This window comes from Sphingobacterium spiritivorum (assembly GCF_016724845.1).
Taxonomy (GTDB): Bacteria; Bacteroidota; Bacteroidia; order Sphingobacteriales; family Sphingobacteriaceae; genus Sphingobacterium; species Sphingobacterium spiritivorum_A.
This window is the reverse complement of sequence record NZ_CP068082.1, coordinates 5,077,584-5,092,378: the sequence shown is the minus strand read 5'-3', so window position 1 is coordinate 5,092,378 and position 14,795 is coordinate 5,077,584. Positions and strand designations below refer to the sequence as shown.

16 protein-coding genes and 2 tRNA genes are annotated in these 14,795 nt (G+C 37.2%); 9 read left to right on the top strand and 9 right to left on the bottom strand.

Features of this window, described 5'->3' with window-relative positions:
• Nucleotides 1-85 precede the first annotated feature (85 nt).
• The 3 genes from I6J03_RS21830 to I6J03_RS21820 all read right to left on the bottom strand — a co-directional run bounded on the left by I6J03_RS21830 (nucleotide 86) and on the right by I6J03_RS21820 (nucleotide 2,413).
• The gene (locus I6J03_RS21830; RefSeq protein WP_003006413.1) at nucleotides 86-1,042 is read right to left on the bottom strand and encodes a DUF4377 domain-containing protein; all 957 of its coding nucleotides are present in this window, start codon (nucleotides 1,040-1,042) and stop codon (nucleotides 86-88) included.
• Between the two features lie 68 nt (nucleotides 1,043-1,110).
• On the bottom strand, nucleotides 1,111-1,815 hold the full coding sequence (locus I6J03_RS21825) for a class I SAM-dependent methyltransferase (protein ID WP_003006410.1): 705 nt from the start codon (nucleotides 1,813-1,815) through the stop codon (nucleotides 1,111-1,113).
• Between the two features lie 100 nt (nucleotides 1,816-1,915).
• Nucleotides 1,916-2,413, bottom strand: a complete 498-nt coding sequence (locus tag I6J03_RS21820; RefSeq protein WP_003006407.1) for a hypothetical protein — start codon at nucleotides 2,411-2,413, stop codon at nucleotides 1,916-1,918.
• Nucleotides 2,414-2,642: 229 nt separating this feature from the next.
• On the opposite strand from I6J03_RS21820, the gene I6J03_RS21815 reads away from it, so the two are divergent.
• Nucleotides 2,643-3,107 (top strand): GNAT family N-acetyltransferase, encoded by a 465-nt coding sequence (locus I6J03_RS21815; RefSeq protein ID WP_232279683.1) that lies wholly within the window; start codon nucleotides 2,643-2,645, stop codon nucleotides 3,105-3,107.
• A 28-nt stretch (nucleotides 3,108-3,135) separates the two neighbouring features.
• On the opposite strand, the gene I6J03_RS21810 is transcribed toward I6J03_RS21815, so the two are convergent.
• Nucleotides 3,136-3,747, bottom strand: coding sequence for a hypothetical protein (locus tag I6J03_RS21810; protein ID WP_003006400.1), 612 nt, complete (start codon nucleotides 3,745-3,747; stop codon nucleotides 3,136-3,138).
• A 123-nt stretch (nucleotides 3,748-3,870) separates the two neighbouring features.
• Between I6J03_RS21810 and I6J03_RS21805 the strand changes: the two genes are divergently transcribed.
• The 4 genes from I6J03_RS21805 (at nucleotide 3,871) to I6J03_RS21790 (ending at nucleotide 8,436) form a co-directional block, all read left to right on the top strand.
• Nucleotides 3,871-4,827, top strand: a complete 957-nt coding sequence (locus I6J03_RS21805; protein WP_201693997.1) for a DUF2157 domain-containing protein — start codon at nucleotides 3,871-3,873, stop codon at nucleotides 4,825-4,827.
• The gene (locus tag I6J03_RS21800; protein WP_003006394.1) at nucleotides 4,817-5,896 is read left to right on the top strand and encodes a DUF4401 domain-containing protein; all 1,080 of its coding nucleotides are present in this window, start codon (nucleotides 4,817-4,819) and stop codon (nucleotides 5,894-5,896) included. Before I6J03_RS21805 ends, I6J03_RS21800 begins: the two co-directional genes overlap by 11 nt.
• Nucleotides 5,883-6,377: a GDYXXLXY domain-containing protein gene (locus I6J03_RS21795; RefSeq protein WP_003006392.1), complete on the top strand. Its 495-nt coding sequence runs from the start codon at nucleotides 5,883-5,885 to the stop codon at nucleotides 6,375-6,377. Before I6J03_RS21800 ends, I6J03_RS21795 begins: the two co-directional genes overlap by 14 nt.
• A gap of 562 nt (nucleotides 6,378-6,939) precedes the next feature.
• Nucleotides 6,940-8,436, top strand: coding sequence for a glycoside hydrolase (locus I6J03_RS21790; RefSeq protein WP_003006388.1), 1,497 nt, complete (start codon nucleotides 6,940-6,942; stop codon nucleotides 8,434-8,436).
• A 91-nt stretch (nucleotides 8,437-8,527) separates the two neighbouring features.
• Here I6J03_RS21790 and I6J03_RS21785 read toward each other — a convergent pair whose 3' ends face one another.
• Nucleotides 8,528-8,836, bottom strand: coding sequence for a hypothetical protein (locus I6J03_RS21785; protein ID WP_201693995.1), 309 nt, complete (start codon nucleotides 8,834-8,836; stop codon nucleotides 8,528-8,530).
• Nucleotides 8,837-9,039: 203 nt separating this feature from the next.
• Between I6J03_RS21785 and I6J03_RS21780 the strand changes: the two genes are divergently transcribed.
• Together I6J03_RS21780 and I6J03_RS21775 are read left to right on the top strand one after the other, a co-directional pair.
• Nucleotides 9,040-9,393 carry a DUF4377 domain-containing protein gene (locus tag I6J03_RS21780; RefSeq protein WP_003006383.1) on the top strand — a complete coding sequence of 118 codons (354 nt, stop codon included), beginning with the start codon at nucleotides 9,040-9,042 and terminating at the stop codon, nucleotides 9,391-9,393.
• A 33-nt stretch (nucleotides 9,394-9,426) separates the two neighbouring features.
• A complete protein-coding gene (locus I6J03_RS21775; RefSeq protein ID WP_003006379.1) occupies nucleotides 9,427-10,611 on the top strand; it encodes a hypothetical protein in 1,185 nt (394 codons plus the stop codon).
• Between the two features lie 782 nt (nucleotides 10,612-11,393).
• Here I6J03_RS21775 and I6J03_RS21770 read toward each other — a convergent pair.
• Nucleotides 11,394-11,942: a GNAT family N-acetyltransferase gene (locus I6J03_RS21770; RefSeq protein ID WP_003006373.1), complete on the bottom strand. Its 549-nt coding sequence runs from the start codon at nucleotides 11,940-11,942 to the stop codon at nucleotides 11,394-11,396.
• A gap of 190 nt (nucleotides 11,943-12,132) precedes the next feature.
• Nucleotides 12,133-12,206 (bottom strand) — tRNA-Arg (locus I6J03_RS21765).
• Nucleotides 12,207-12,423: 217 nt separating this feature from the next.
• Between I6J03_RS21765 and I6J03_RS21760 the strand changes: the two genes are divergently transcribed.
• Both I6J03_RS21760 and I6J03_RS21755 read left to right on the top strand, forming a co-directional pair.
• Nucleotides 12,424-12,951: a YceI family protein gene (locus I6J03_RS21760; protein ID WP_003013329.1), complete on the top strand. Its 528-nt coding sequence runs from the start codon at nucleotides 12,424-12,426 to the stop codon at nucleotides 12,949-12,951.
• Nucleotides 12,952-13,042: 91 nt separating this feature from the next.
• A tRNA-Ser gene (locus I6J03_RS21755) sits at nucleotides 13,043-13,127 on the top strand.
• Here the strand turns inward: I6J03_RS21755 and I6J03_RS21750 are convergent.
• Together I6J03_RS21750 and I6J03_RS21745 are read right to left on the bottom strand one after the other, a co-directional pair.
• Nucleotides 13,118-14,641, bottom strand: coding sequence for a recombinase family protein (locus I6J03_RS21750; protein ID WP_201693992.1), 1,524 nt, complete (start codon nucleotides 14,639-14,641; stop codon nucleotides 13,118-13,120). The two genes, I6J03_RS21755 and I6J03_RS21750, sit on opposite strands and share 10 nt — an antisense overlap.
• Nucleotides 14,592-14,786: a hypothetical protein gene (locus I6J03_RS21745; protein ID WP_039989917.1), complete on the bottom strand. Its 195-nt coding sequence runs from the start codon at nucleotides 14,784-14,786 to the stop codon at nucleotides 14,592-14,594. The genes I6J03_RS21750 and I6J03_RS21745 overlap by 50 nt, the downstream gene beginning before the upstream one ends.
• Between the last annotated feature and the right edge of the window lie 9 nt (nucleotides 14,787-14,795).

The window sequence follows — 14,795 nt, the reverse complement described above, 5'->3', positions numbered from 1 at the left end:
TAAGACACACTTGTCTTTAAAATCATTAACAAAGAAAGCCGTCCTGGATCTCAGGGCGGCTTTCTTTATTCCGGCAAACAACGGATTAATTCTTTGGGGTCATACCAAATATGGCAATAAGCTTTTGCTCGTGATATAGATTAAAAGTCTGTTCAGCGATATCATAAGTCAGGCCGTTCAGCGATAACAAATCAAAGAATTCTCTTTCAATATTATCATTAAGACATGCTTTCTGTGTGCTTCCTACATTGGTAAATGTGATTTTATTGCCATTGAAGCGTACAGTTCCGAAATAATTATTACAACTGGAATTACCGCTTACACTATTCTTGTCTATATCGAAATTCATAAATGCACCACTGTTCTCCTGCATCTTTCCGCGCAGGGACAGAAGTTTCCAGCTGTGTTTTCCAAGAAAGACTAGTGCCGTATTTTCCTCTTTGACATTGCTTATTTTCTTTTTGCTCAGTACTTTGATTACATCGTATGTGTATGCTGAAGCATCGGCCGGGACATTTTTCAGTTTAGAACGCTTTACCAGTAATTTATAGCGGTATCCTTCTTCGTAATTGAAGTGCTGGAAACCGGAATAAAAATACTCCCAGTCCTTGCTGTTATTATATTTGACCATATAACATTTCATTCGTCCGACACCTGTACAGTCTACGCGATTCTCTTTGACCGTCATGGTGATTTCTTCACTCTGATCATTTGAATCTTTTATTTTTTTCTTACTGATTACTCTCACCACTTCATACTTATAAGAGGAAGCATCTGCAGGTACATTACTTAATTTGGTTCGTTTTACTCTTACCTTGTACCGGTATCCTTCGGTATAGTCAAAATTATCAAGGGATGTGTAGAAATATTCCCAGTCTTTGCTGTTATGATACTTTACCAGATAACATTTCATTCGGCCTACTCCACTACAGTCAACTCTGTTTTCTTTGATCTCCATGTTAAAGGTCTTACTTTGAGCCAGTGTAGTGATCGCAGATGTGACCATGAAGAAACACATCAGAAGAGGTGTGATTTTTTTCATAAAACTAATATTATTTCTATAATGGACAAATATATTGAAAAATGGTTTAGCATTACTATTAAATATTATTACGGTGTTAAGGGCTTTTCGACTTTAGTGTGTTCATTTTCAGGAGACAAAAGCGCGATCCAGTATTCTCTCAAAACCGGATCTCCCATTTTACTGTTTACATATTCCGCTCTTTTCAAAGCACTTTTCATAATAAAGGAGCTTTCTGAAATTGCTGTTTTGAACTTATCCAGATCAAACAGATTGAATCCAAATTTTGTAAAAGGCAAAGTCTCCATAAAAGCCCGGTCTGCAAATGTAATGGCAACACAGCCATCCGGTTTTAGAACTCGTCTGATCTCCGCTAACAAGGCGGGGATATCTTCCCAGAAATAAAGGGTGTTGACTGACATTATCTTATCAAACAGCTCATCCTGAAAAGGGATATGCAATCCGTCGTATAAACGAAAAGTTGCCTGCCGCTGTGCGACTTCAGCCCTATGGTCTGCGCTGGCCTGCTGATGCATTGTAGAAGATATTTCCAGACCACTATAGTGGATAGACCTGGCTTGTTGCAATATTAGTTGGAGGTGTCCGCAGTTGCCATGCCCTAATTCGAGAAGTTGATCATTATCGTTTAACCCAATATTTTTGATGGTCTCCAGTGTCATGCCGATATTGTTTTCATTCATATTATCAGCGATGACAAGTCCAAATTCTCCATTCGGATTCGCCAGTTGATGAGCGATCTCTTTCAGTTCTTCTTCGGTATATATTTTTGACATATTATTTTACTCTTAGTATGATCAAATTTAACTTTTATTGTTCATATAATATGCTCCGTATTTATGTAGTACAGGATCAAATCGCAATTTTAATGTCATGTTATGCGTGCTGATCTTTATCTCTGATCTCTCTTTCGATTACTATTTTTTTCAAGATACTGATCTGCCCGAGGTGATAATGTGTATGTTCAATAACACCCAGCAGATTGCGGTAATATGTTCCGTATTTGGGATCCGTAAACTCCAGATCTAAATACGAAGGATTTAGATTTTCAATCAGAACAGCCAAGTGTTCAGCGTCCTGAAGCGTTTTGTGAATGAGGTGCTGCCATTCTTCTTCACTAGTGATCGGTTTGAGATCAAAACTTAATTTATCCTTAGAGGTGAGCGGCTTGCCGGTAAGAACATCTGTGATAGCGACCACATAATAGTTAATGTGAAAAACCAGCATGGCTATGGTATTGATGCTATAAACAGGAGTAGTTGCATGTAGCCAGTTTATATTTTGAAGTGTATCCTTTAGATTGACGCAAGTCCAGTTGCCACCGAAGTGCACATCTCTAAAATGTTTGGACAGATAAGTTAGGGAGTCTGCCATAGGTATTATAAGTAGATTTTATAAAATAGTATTAACAATCGGTATTAAATATAGCATTTAAATAAACAGGAAAAAAGGGTTAGCTGCCAATCCATATATATAATAAATGGCCGGATGCAGGAGGATCAGTAGTGGTATTGATTTATCAATGTAATTGTTAAATTCGCCAATGACGAGAGTTAAAGGTTTAAATATGAAAACGGAGAGGTTAAACTTACACAGGTTAGACATGATTCACGCTGAATTTATGTTGAGGCTGGTCAATACGGATCAGTGGAAAGAGAACATTGGTAACAGAAATGTCAATAGTATAGATGAGGCTGAAGCCTATGTAAGACGAATAATCGAAACGCCGACTATTCAATACTGGGTGGTTTCGTTAACAGCTGGAAATCTTCCTGTAGGCGTCGTTTCACTTGTCAAGCGGACTTATCTTGAAGATGCTGATATTGGGTTTGCATTGTTGCCTGAGTTTGAAAAGAAAGGATATGCATTCGAGGCTGCAAGCAGATTGCTGATCTATATGCGAGAGAATCGTATACAGAACAAAGTATTGGGAATTACCAAAAACAGCAATCTTAGGTCTATTCGTCTTTTAGAAAAATTAGGCATGAAGAGAGCTTCGGATATGAAGGAGGTTGTGCAAGAGAAAAATGAACTGATTTATTACCTGTATCTAAATCAGCCACTATAGCCTATCCCTTGTATTGATCCGTTGTTTCTTAATAGAGTTTGTGAAAGCCCAATCCATAAGTAAGGCCTGCTCCGATATAGCTAAACCGGGAAACATTTCCGATAACTTTGAATCCTATACTGCGGCTGAACCCGGTAGGGCGGCTCACCGGGATAATATACAATATTCTGAAACGTCTTTTGGTTGAGTTGAACCATTTGAGGTTCAGTTCGAACGGCATCCCAACATAGTCATAGTGTTCCAGGTCCAGATTGTCTGTACTGCTATACTTTTTTCTGTGGTTATATGATATTCCTGCCGAAGCACTCAGGGATAATCCGTTATTGATGTAACGATATCCATAGAGTAGGGCAGGTTCATTATATTGTTCCTTTAATTTAAAAATCGGAAAGGGAACCAGAGGATGGATGATGTCTGTCTCTATCTTGGTAATGCCGGTAAAGCGTGCTGTAAACAGGGATTTTTTCCATTGATAATTAGCAGATGTACCTAACAATAATCCTCCACCTCCTGCTCCTATATAGCCTTCCCAGTAAATTATTGAATTCGTTTTTTGTACGGATACGTTTAAAGAATCAATCTGAGCATAGCCATTCATAGCGGAACCCCATATCAGGACTAGAAGCAGAAGCAATTTCATAGGTTTAGATAATAAGTTTTGACTCCAAAGATAAAGTTAAGATTTGATATTATTTAATTATGTTATATTTATGATATATAGTAATCGTCAATTAAGATTATTTACAGTTTTAAAATTCATGGAATGAATAAAATAGAACGGGAAGATATTTATATTATAAGCAGACACAGTAATCTGACTGAGCAGGAAATAACTGAACTGTTGAAAGAAGATGTATTCAATGACAGAAGCGCCTGGGAAAAGTTTCTGCGTTTGTTTTTTATAGTACTTGGCATCGGTTTTACAGTTGCCGGGATTGTGTTCTTTTTTGCTTACAACTGGGCAGATCTGCACAAGTTTGTAAAGATCGGTCTGGCAGAGGGATTGATCATTGTGACAACGGTGCTGGTGCTAATTCCCGGAATCCATATTTCTGTACGGAATATCATCCTCACCGGAGCCGCTGTACTGGTCGGCGTATTGTTTGCTGTATTTGGTCAGATTTATCAGACCGGAGCGAATGCTTATGACTTTTTTCTGGCCTGGACAGTCTTTATTACCCTGTGGGTACTTGTTTCCAATTATGCGCCGCTGTGGTTGCTGTATCTTATTCTGATCAATACAACTTTATTGATGTATGCCGATCAGGTGGCAGAGGATTGGCGTGGAGTTTTGGTATGCACGTTGTTATTTATTGTGAATGGTATGGCTTTACTGATTTCCGTTCTGCAATCCCGTTTTATAAAGAATGTAATAGTCCCGCAATGGTTCTCCAATATAGTTGCATTAGCTGCTTCAACATTTGCTACTGCGGGCATCGTTTTCTGGATATTTGAAGAGCCGCATCGTCCTTTTCCCTGGCTTTTGTTATTGACAGCTGCAGCTTATTTTTTTGGTATCCGCTACGGCTTAAAGACCAAAAGCGGATTTTATCTTTCCCTGATTCCCTTCAGTCTTATTGTCATTGTATCCGGCCTGCTCATCCGTATTTCAGATGGAGAGATGATGTTTCTGACTGTGAGCTGTTTTATTGTGATCAGCGTAACACTGGTTATTAGAAAATTGATAGATCTTCAAAAGAAATGGACAAATGAAAAATAAAGAGCAGATCATAGAGGTATTGAATTATCTCCGAAGTAAAAGAGAAAATAAAGAATCATTTGTCTGCGATGAAGAAGCGATTATAGCTTCTTACCAGAAAAACAGATCTGGTGAATCTCTGGCTATAAAGATTCTTTCCATATTCGGTGGTCTGCTGGCTAGCATGGCTTTTGTTGGTTTTTTGTTTATCAGCGGACTGTATGACTCAGGTATCGGTCTTGTTATACTCGGTTTTGTTTGTATTGTAATAGCCGTGTTGGTGAATAAAAAAAGTGATAAAATTATTCTGGATACTGTCACAGTATTGTTTTATCTCATTGGATTTTTGCTTATGACAATGGGCTTTAATAAGTTTAAAATGGAAGATAGCAGTATTCTGTTGATCTTTATTCTTATTGCTTCCTGTTCCCTGATGATTGTACATAACTATATCCTTTCCTTTATATCCATTCTGATCCTAAATGGTTGTATATTTGGCTTGATCCTGACTAATGATGCCTACAACCTGATTCATATTCAGATCGCTGTATTGACCGTATTGGTCAGCTATACTATGCTGAATGAAGCGAAAATCATTACGAGCACTAAAGCATTATCCCGACTTTATCAACCTGTAAGAGCCGGACTGATCCTTTCATTATTGGTACTGCTGATCTTTTTGGGTAAGAAGGGAATGATCGCTCTTTCTCCGAAATATATATGGGTTTCCTCTGTCCTGATCTTTTTGGCAATAGGATATTTGATGTTGAAATTATCGGATATATTGCATGTTGCAGGTGTCATCCAAAGAGCTGTAATTTGTACTCTTAGTATACTGGTTTTATTACCTACAGTATGGTCGCCTGCAATATCAGGAGCAATGTTGATTATTCTTCTGAGCTTTTATGTGAATTATAAAACAGGACTAATTGTCGGAGTGATCGCTTTTATTTATTTTATTTCTCAGTATTACTACGATCTCAATTTTACATTACTGACTAAATCCATATTGTTGATGTCATCAGGAATTCTATTTCTGGGACTCTATTTATTTACCCGTAAAAGCCTGACTAAACATGAAAAAGTATAAGTGGTTTATCATTCTCTTTAACCTGCTTCTGTTGCTTGGATATTTTACATATTCGATCCGAGCAAAAGAAGAAATATTGGGTGAAGGTCAGTTGGTATTATTAGAACTGGCACCTGTCGATCCTCGTTCACTTATGCAGGGGGATTATATGAACCTGCGTTATGCTATTTCGAGGGATATAGATACGGAAACCGAAAAATTATCAAGAAGGGGATATTGTGTTATAAAAATTGATGAGCATGGAGTAGGGCAGAAGGTTCGCTTCCAACGGGATCCCAGTCCGTTAAATAAGGGCGAATATCTGATTAAATATACATCGCCGAATGAATGGAATATCAATCTTGGGGCGGAATCTTTTTTCTTTCAGGAAGGGCATGCTGAAAAATATGAACGTGCAAAATACGGGGCATTAAGGATCGATAAAAACGGTAATAGTCTGTTAGTGGGTTTATATGATCAGGGGCTTAAAGAAATAAAGTAACGGTAATTCCTATACGAACAGGATATACATATCGTCACACTACCTCTCATCAGGGCTACAGGAGCTGTCAGCGCCTGTTGGTTAAAGAAGTCTTGATAGATCCGTGTGCATCTTTTAGTCTGAAGATGATCAGATAATTAAGTCCTTGTCCTTTCTTCTTATAAAAATCTCTTCTACAGCATTGGTAAATAATTCAATAGTTGTTGAGCTAATTGTTCAGTAGGTGTTTTTTTAAGTTCTTTTATTCAAACATACACCTGCTACAAGCCTGTTTTCGCAACAGCAAGTTTTAAATTTCATAATCCTCAATCCAATTTGACAGCCTCTAAAGCTGCTGAGGCATATTTTATGCTTACTCCTCAAATAAAGATTAAATAGTTCAATCAGAATGAGTTAATTATTCAATTTTCGAATGTTCATTTCTTTTAGTTTAGCTCTGCATAATCATTATAATATAACCGACAGGGGCTGCAGCATTACAGAGCAGTGTAAATTTTGATCGTTTAGAAAAGTAAAATAGCAGAAATAGTTACATAAATAATAAACACGAAATTATAAAATTATGAAAACACAAAAATTAAAGATTGTCCTGGGCTTAGCGTTTGCGGTGTCGGTACTGAGTAGTTGCGAAAAAAAGGATCTGGTAAATGATAAACTTCTGAATCAGAATGCGCTTGCTCAGACAAACGGAGTGGTGGATGTGGTGCTGGACTGGAATCAGACTTATCAGAAGATTGAGGGATTCGGTGCTTTCGGAGGAAGAATTACTCCGTTTTTTGAATCGGGTAAAAGAGATAGTATAATGGAATATTTGTGGGGGAATACCGGTTTGCATCTGAATATGCTGAGAGGAAAGGTACTGCACACCTATCCGTTTAATCAGCAAACTAAAGTCGTAACGATTCAGCCGGCCGGAGTGGATATCAATGTGGATGTGAACAGCACACAATACCAATCTCTTACGGAAGATCAGAAAGAACATCTGGGACAGTTGTGGATTCTGAAAACTGCAAAACAGCGTCATCAGGTTCCAATCATCTTTGCAAGTACCTGGACACCGCCATTGTATATGAAAACGAATCCTAACAGTATAAGCGGAAAATTTTTTAATGGTTTAAATTTTAATACCTCTTCGACCACATTTGCTAATTATCTGGCCGGATTTACAAAAGCTTACAAACAGGAGGGAATTGATTTTTACGGGATTTCACCAAGTAATGAACCTGAAAATGTATTTTCAGACTGGGATGCGTCGTATTGGAAACCAAAAAATCTGGGTGAGTTTATAACCAATAATTTAAGACCAGCCCTGAACAGTGAAGGATTGCAGAGTGTCAAAATCATTTCTTCAGAAAATGCGGCATGGGGTACAGCAAATAGTTTTCTGTCTTCTATGGATAAGAGTAAAGTAGATATACTGGCGGGACATGGTTATGTGGAAATAGGGGATTTGATTTTCGGACAACGTGGTCTGAACCAAAATCCGCAAATATGGAATTACGCTACAGGCAATAAACCAGTCTGGGTGACAGAAGTCTCTGACGATAGCGGCGTCTATGATAATACCATGACCGGAGGGCTCAAACTGGCTAAAAATATGCATAAATTTTTGGCTGAATGTAATGTAAATTCATATGTGTACTGGTTAGGTATGCTGGCTATCCGAAACAATGAATCACTGATCTGTACCAACAGTGACGGGACGCTTGATTTTCCGAAGACATACGATGTGATGGGTCACTATTCACGGTTTATTAATGCCGGATACTATAGATTTAAAGCTACCTCAAATGGCGGAAGTAATATTATGGTATCTGCATATAAAGATCCTGTTTCAGGCAAATTTACATGTGTAGTAATTAATAGCGGTACTACTGCTGCTAATTGTAAAATCAAACTTCAGGGCTTTGGAGTAAGTAGTCTCCAGAATTATCAGACTACAGATTCAAGTGCCGGTCACTGGCCTGCGGGAACTGTCGTAAATGCAGATGCTTCAGGGGAGTTGTCAGTAACTTTGCCGGCAAAAAGTATAACGACGTATACTGGAATTAAGAATTAGGTAAGGATTATTTAGATATAAAGCTCAGTTTCTGGAAAGGAACTGAGCTTTACATCTTTTAGTGGGGCTGCATCTGATAACAGTTATGTCATCAGGTGCTTTTGTTTTTATATTTCAGTTCCAGATTAAGAATGATATCACGTTTTTTACCTTCTATCAGAGATAAATTGCCGACTACAAATACTCCTTTTTTTCCATTGGATGGGTTAGAAATGCCATACACAGTGGACTCATCATCAGGATTTGACGAACCTTCATACCGGTAAAGATAATCGATCTGATATTCTTCTGTATTGCTATATATTTCATCGAATTCTATATTGTAATCTATATTGTATCCCATCTGCTGTAGTTTCGCTAATGCGACATCTGCCGTTTCGTAATTGTGCCTGGTTTCCATATTTATATTGATTGTTGTTCATTAATAACAATCAACTTAGCTTTTCTGTTTTTACATGAACGAAAACGGGTATAATAGCTAAAATGAGCTTTCTTTTTCTATTGAAAAATATTGTCGTTTATTTAGTTTTTGATTTCTTTATTATTTTTGTTTTGTAAATTTGGTTTTATGTTTATATCTTTTATAAAATAAAACAGGTTGTTATGAATTATATAGTTAAATTATTGTCATTATTAGGTATGGTGTTGCTGAGTATGGCTTGTATGAAAGAAGAACGGGATGTCGTAAGGCATGTTGAAATGATTGTTGCATCTAAATATACAACATGTGAACCCTCATATGGTGTTAAAGTACCCGATTGTCTGATAGTAACTGAGGCTAAAAATAATAATAATACTTATTATTTAGCTAAAAGTGAAATTACCGGATTTAGTTACGAACTCGGATTTGAGTATAGAATTCTGGTAAAAGCTACAAAGTTAGCAAATCCACCTATGGATTCAGGTGACACAGAATTTGAACTTATAAAAGTTATTTCCAAAACAAAGGTTAATTGATCGTTATAAAAGCTCTTCAAAGTTGATACAAAAATGAAACCATCCATCTATTATATAAAGTTGACGATATTTATATTACTGAATACAATCATACTACTTTCCTGTTCCAGGCAGGATATAAAACCTCCTGATAATCCGGAAGAGAGAGGCATACTATTGGAACTCGATTCTGCAAAATTTCCGGTTGTCAAAAAAGATACTGTAGTAAAGAGTGTATATGATATTCTTTATCAGTTGGATGGTCTGCAGTTCTATATACAAGCATATGATAACTTAGTTTTACAGAGTTATGGTCAAGGGAAAAATCTGCTTGTCGAGCCCATAGCGCCTGATGACGACTCGCAGTTGTTTTATTTTAAGTTTTCTCCTCTATCTTCTGATAATCCTTATATGCTCTACTCTGTAAAAGAAAATACAGCAATAGGTGTCGGAGCATATGCCAAAAGTCCGGACCAGTATTTTCCGTTTACCCAACGATCCGGTAGGCCTTCTTCATTTGGTTTTTCATGGATTCCGGTTTTAAATTCAGAAAGAACAGCTTACTATTTAGACAGTCGGGATGTATCGGGTACAGTTATGATAGATGGAAAACCAAAGCCATTTAATTATAGTATAAGAGCAGAGTACGGTAGATTGTTTATGGGGAAAAGGGACTTTATACAATATCTGAATTTTGTATTTGTTCCCAATGAGGAGTTTATATTGGAGAGTATACAGTTGGATACGACAGGTGGAAGGATTACCAATTCAAGAATAACCCGAATTGATTACGGTTTGAGGATAAACAACTGGTCTACAGAATTCAGGGAAAATGTGTTGCTGAGAGATACACTAAAAAGTGAATTTTCAATTCAGGAGACATTTAATGGAATAAGTTTTAAAAAAAACAAAAATGTTGAATTAGAAACTGATTTGCCCAGAGTAAGCTCTTCTGCTGGTGTGAATTCTTTTGGAAAGAAGGAAAAAATAAAGATGAATTATGGTCCAAAGCCTTATCGTACAGTTGTTACTACCTACCCGATGGAGATTGTAATACCAGCATATTCTTGGTTTTCATATGATTTATGGATAGTACAGCATGCTGTTGAATTAAAGTACAAAGCTGTATACCGGGGTGTCAAATCAGGTAAGAGCATAAATGTTTCGGGCGTTTACAGCGGATATGATTTTTCTAGTCCATATTTAGAAGTATCTACAAGACCCAATAAAACAAATTAAAGAAGTTAATAATTTTTCTGACAGTTAGGAGTTAAAAGATAACTGTTTTTAGATCTGATACAGCTTTATTAATAGCTATATTTTTTATAATTTTAGAGGATTAGCATATAATTGTGGAATGCTAATGATATCCTTAATAAAGGAGCTATTAATAAGATATGAAGAAAATAATATTTAGGTTTTCGCTGATTAATATTGTGCTGGGTATTGTGTTGTTTTTGCTTTACAGAGTTATTATTGATAGATTTAATCCTCCTGATACAACAACTTTAGAAAAATTCTATACTGTTATGGATGTATTCATGCAGGTCGTTCTGTCCTCACTGTATCTTGTTGCAATAGCTGTCAGTTCGTTATTATTTTTTCTAAATCAAATAGACCGAGTCAGGAATAATAATTATTTGTCCTTTCTGACGTTTTCGGGAATACCTCTCTTTTTTGTTCTTTTCGTCGGTGTTAATGTAGCATTGGATATTGATCAGTACGACATTATACCCTCCTCTATAAAAATGCTGTTAGGCTTTTCGATACTTTATTTGTTCTGTACGGTTGTTGAATTTTTAATTTTCAGATCAAAAATTAAAAAGCTTAACGAATCCTTGTGATATCATAAATGTTAATACAGGTGGCTCATATAAAGTTGTATGATTTTCGAATCAGATCCTGATCGCTCTTCTTGAAAATAAGTAAGAATAGGGGATGTAGAAAAGGTTCAATTTATTAAATTGAACCTTTGGTAATCCTTTAGGTTTTATTATTACGATTTCTGCTTCCGCTATATTTTATCCATTTAATTTCGAATAAATGACTGTATCGATAAATTTTCCGTTATAGAATTCACTTTCTTTAAAATATCCCTCTTTAACAAAATTGCATTTCTCTAATACTTTGGCTGAGGCTGTATTTTCAGGATCAATCAATGCTTCGATCGAATGTAGACCCATTTTAGTAAAGCCGTAATTAGCAACTTGATTAATTGCTTCGGTAATATAACCGTTTCCTTGAAAATCAGGAAGCAGCATATACCCAATTTCTGCCCGATAATGCTCAGACTTAATATGATAATAGCCGATAGTTCCAATCATTTTAGGATTATCTTTTAGCGTAATTGCCCAATTGATGATCTCATTGCTGCTAATTTTTTCATTGACTATTTTGATATGTTCTGATATTTCCTCAAGTCCTGTGGCAATAGGTCTGGGAATATATTTCATTATCTGCGGATCAGAACGTAGGGCAAATAACTCGTTTATATCATTTAGATCAGCACGTCGTAGTTTCAATCTGTTAGTTTCCAATTCAGGAAACTCTGAGAAATTTATAGTAAGCATTATTAGTTTTATATTTCTGTAAAGGTATAGTTTTTAGAGTAGCTACCTTACAATAATCAGGATTTACGTGTTTATTTATGAAGTTTTTAACCAAAACCTCGGATATATAGGATCAAAAATTTTAGGAAAAGAGTGCAGCATAATATATAAGCAAAAAAGCCACTTAACACTATGTTAAGTGGCTTTTTTGTACGCCCATCAGGATTCGAACCTGAGACCGACGGTTTAGAAAACCGTTGCTCTATCCAGCTGAGCTATGGGCGCGTCCCTTTCGGTGATGCAAAACTACTCAAATCCGCTATATTTCCAAAAAAAATGAATACTTTTTTTACGCCGATATATTAAGTCATTGCCTGTCAAGGCAATTATTTATCTCGCCTGTCAGAACAACTTCCTTATCTTTTTTGTTATAATATGACATATAAAAAACAAAAATATATGTTATAACACTTAATTTTGTGTGGAAAATTAAAATAAATATATGGCAACTATCTGGAATCTAGACTCTGCTCACAGTGAATTAGAGTTTAAAGTAAAACACATGATGATTTCAAATGTAAAAGGACTTTTTCAAGACTTTGAAATCCAATTAGAAGGAAATGGTGAAGATCTGACTTCAGCAACGATTAAAGCAGCTATCAAAACCGACTCCATTAATACTAAAAATGAACAACGCGATCAACATTTAAAAAGCGGAGACTTTTTTGATGCGGCCAATTATCCTGAGATTAAGTTTGTATCGACTTCTATTGTAAAGAAATCAGAAGATGAATTTGCAGTGACAGGAGATTTGACGATAAAGGATGTGACCAAACCTATTACATTGGATGTGGATTTCGGAGGTATTGCTATAGATCCATGGGGAAATAGTAAAGCCGGATACACTTTTTCAGGCAAAATAAACAGAAGTGATTTTGGTCTTACGTGGAATGCTGCATTAGAAACCGGTGGAGTAATGGTCAGTGAAGAGGTGAAAATATCAGGTGATATCCAATTTTCAAAAAGCTAATAATCAGCTTGATTCATAATTAAAAGCATATTTTAGCCATAAATTCTAAAATATTATTTGGTAGAATAGAGAAAATTTGTACTTTTGTCGCGGAGAGTTGGCAGAGTGGTCGAATGCGGCAGTCTTGAAAACTGTTGACTGTCACAGGTCCGGGGGTTCGAATCCCTCACTCTCCGCTGAGAGGGTCTTCATCAAGAAGACCCTCTTTTTTTTCATAAATAAGCAATCCCTTTTCTTTCATTTTCAAATGGTTATGAGACAATAAACCGAGCATGGTAGGTGTTCGATAAATGCCATTTTCATAGTACAGATTGCTGTCGAACACCCTGTTCACAAATTCCCTTTTTTGAAGCGTATCGGACTTGGAATATACATGGCGCATATCCGTTAATAGGTTTAGGTTATCTTCCAAGATGCTGAACGCCTTGCTCTGGTCATTGCCCAGCCGTTCGATCGCCCCTTTAAGGTTCAGTATTTCGTTGCTGTATATCGAATACCAACGGTCATAGGTATCTTTGTTGATTTCGTTCTTTATCCATTTCTCCTCGACCGAAAACAGTTTTTCCTCGGCTTCTTGCAATTGACTTTTCTTTTCCATTGCCTTTTTACGGTTGCTCTCCATTTCCATATCGAGCGAGCTTTTGGTCACTGTCCTAATCTTCCTTACCCTTGCACTCGGTAAACTCATCAGTTCACAGGCTTCCAAAAATTGGTTATGAGCTTTGATAGCACTTATATTGTTGTGCTTGGAGTGCCTGCATTTGTAGTAATAGAAATACTTACCCGATTTGCCCCTTGACGGTGCGCCCGACAATGGGTTTCCACAATGGCATTTCAATACCCCACGCAATGGGATTTCATCATCGATGACCGTCCTTGTTTTTTCGGGACGTTTCATTTTCTCCTGTACCATCATCCACGTGGTCTTGTCAACGATAGGTTCGTGGATGCCGTCAAACAATCCGCCTGCATAGTCCTTGTAGGTTTCCACTTTCAGCAAGCCTGCATAGGTCGGGTTTTTAAGCACACGCTCGATAGCCATATTGCCCTTTGTCGGAAAGCCCAACCTTTGAGCTTGTTCTTTTATCAGATAAAGTGGTGTATCTCTCAAATAGGCATCGTAGATGAACCGTACTATCTTGGCTTCGGTTTCCTCGATTATCAACCGCCGTTCCTTGCGTTCTCCCTGTTTCCTGTACCCGAACGGAGCGTTCTTGTAAACATATCTTCCCTCTTTGGCTTTTGCGGTATAGATACCACCCTTTACCTTAATACTTCGGTTGATATTGTCCTCTTCGGCAAGCAACAACTGCAATCCTGCACGGAAGAAACTTCCAGGCGTGTCATAATCGAAGACAATGCCCTCTGTGACGCTTACGACCTGTATGCTGTATTTCTGTTGAAGGAGTTTGACCATGCTCATCGCTTCCCCTGCATCACGGCTGAAACGGTCAAGTTGGTCAACCAAGAGATAGTCCACCGTCCTATGGTGCTTGGTTATGAACTCCCTCAATTTGATGAAGTCAGGGCGGTCAAATGTCCGTGCGCTCTTGCCCCTGTCGATAAAGGTATCAACCAATTCGACATCGTTGAATTTCAGCCATTGGTCGGTATAGAGTTCCTGTCTTTCGATGGAACCGTTACTTTGTCCGAGTTGGCTGAACCGTAGGTATCTTATCGCTCTTTTCATAGTATTCCCTTAATGTTGCAGACACAATAATCTCAATGATTAAATCTACAAATTTTTCCTCTTTCTCACGCTCCCTTTGCTCATTTATATCCAAAATGGTCTTGTCGATTTCGGGAGTTTCCTTTTTGTTCTCACTGTTTTCCATCGCTGTATT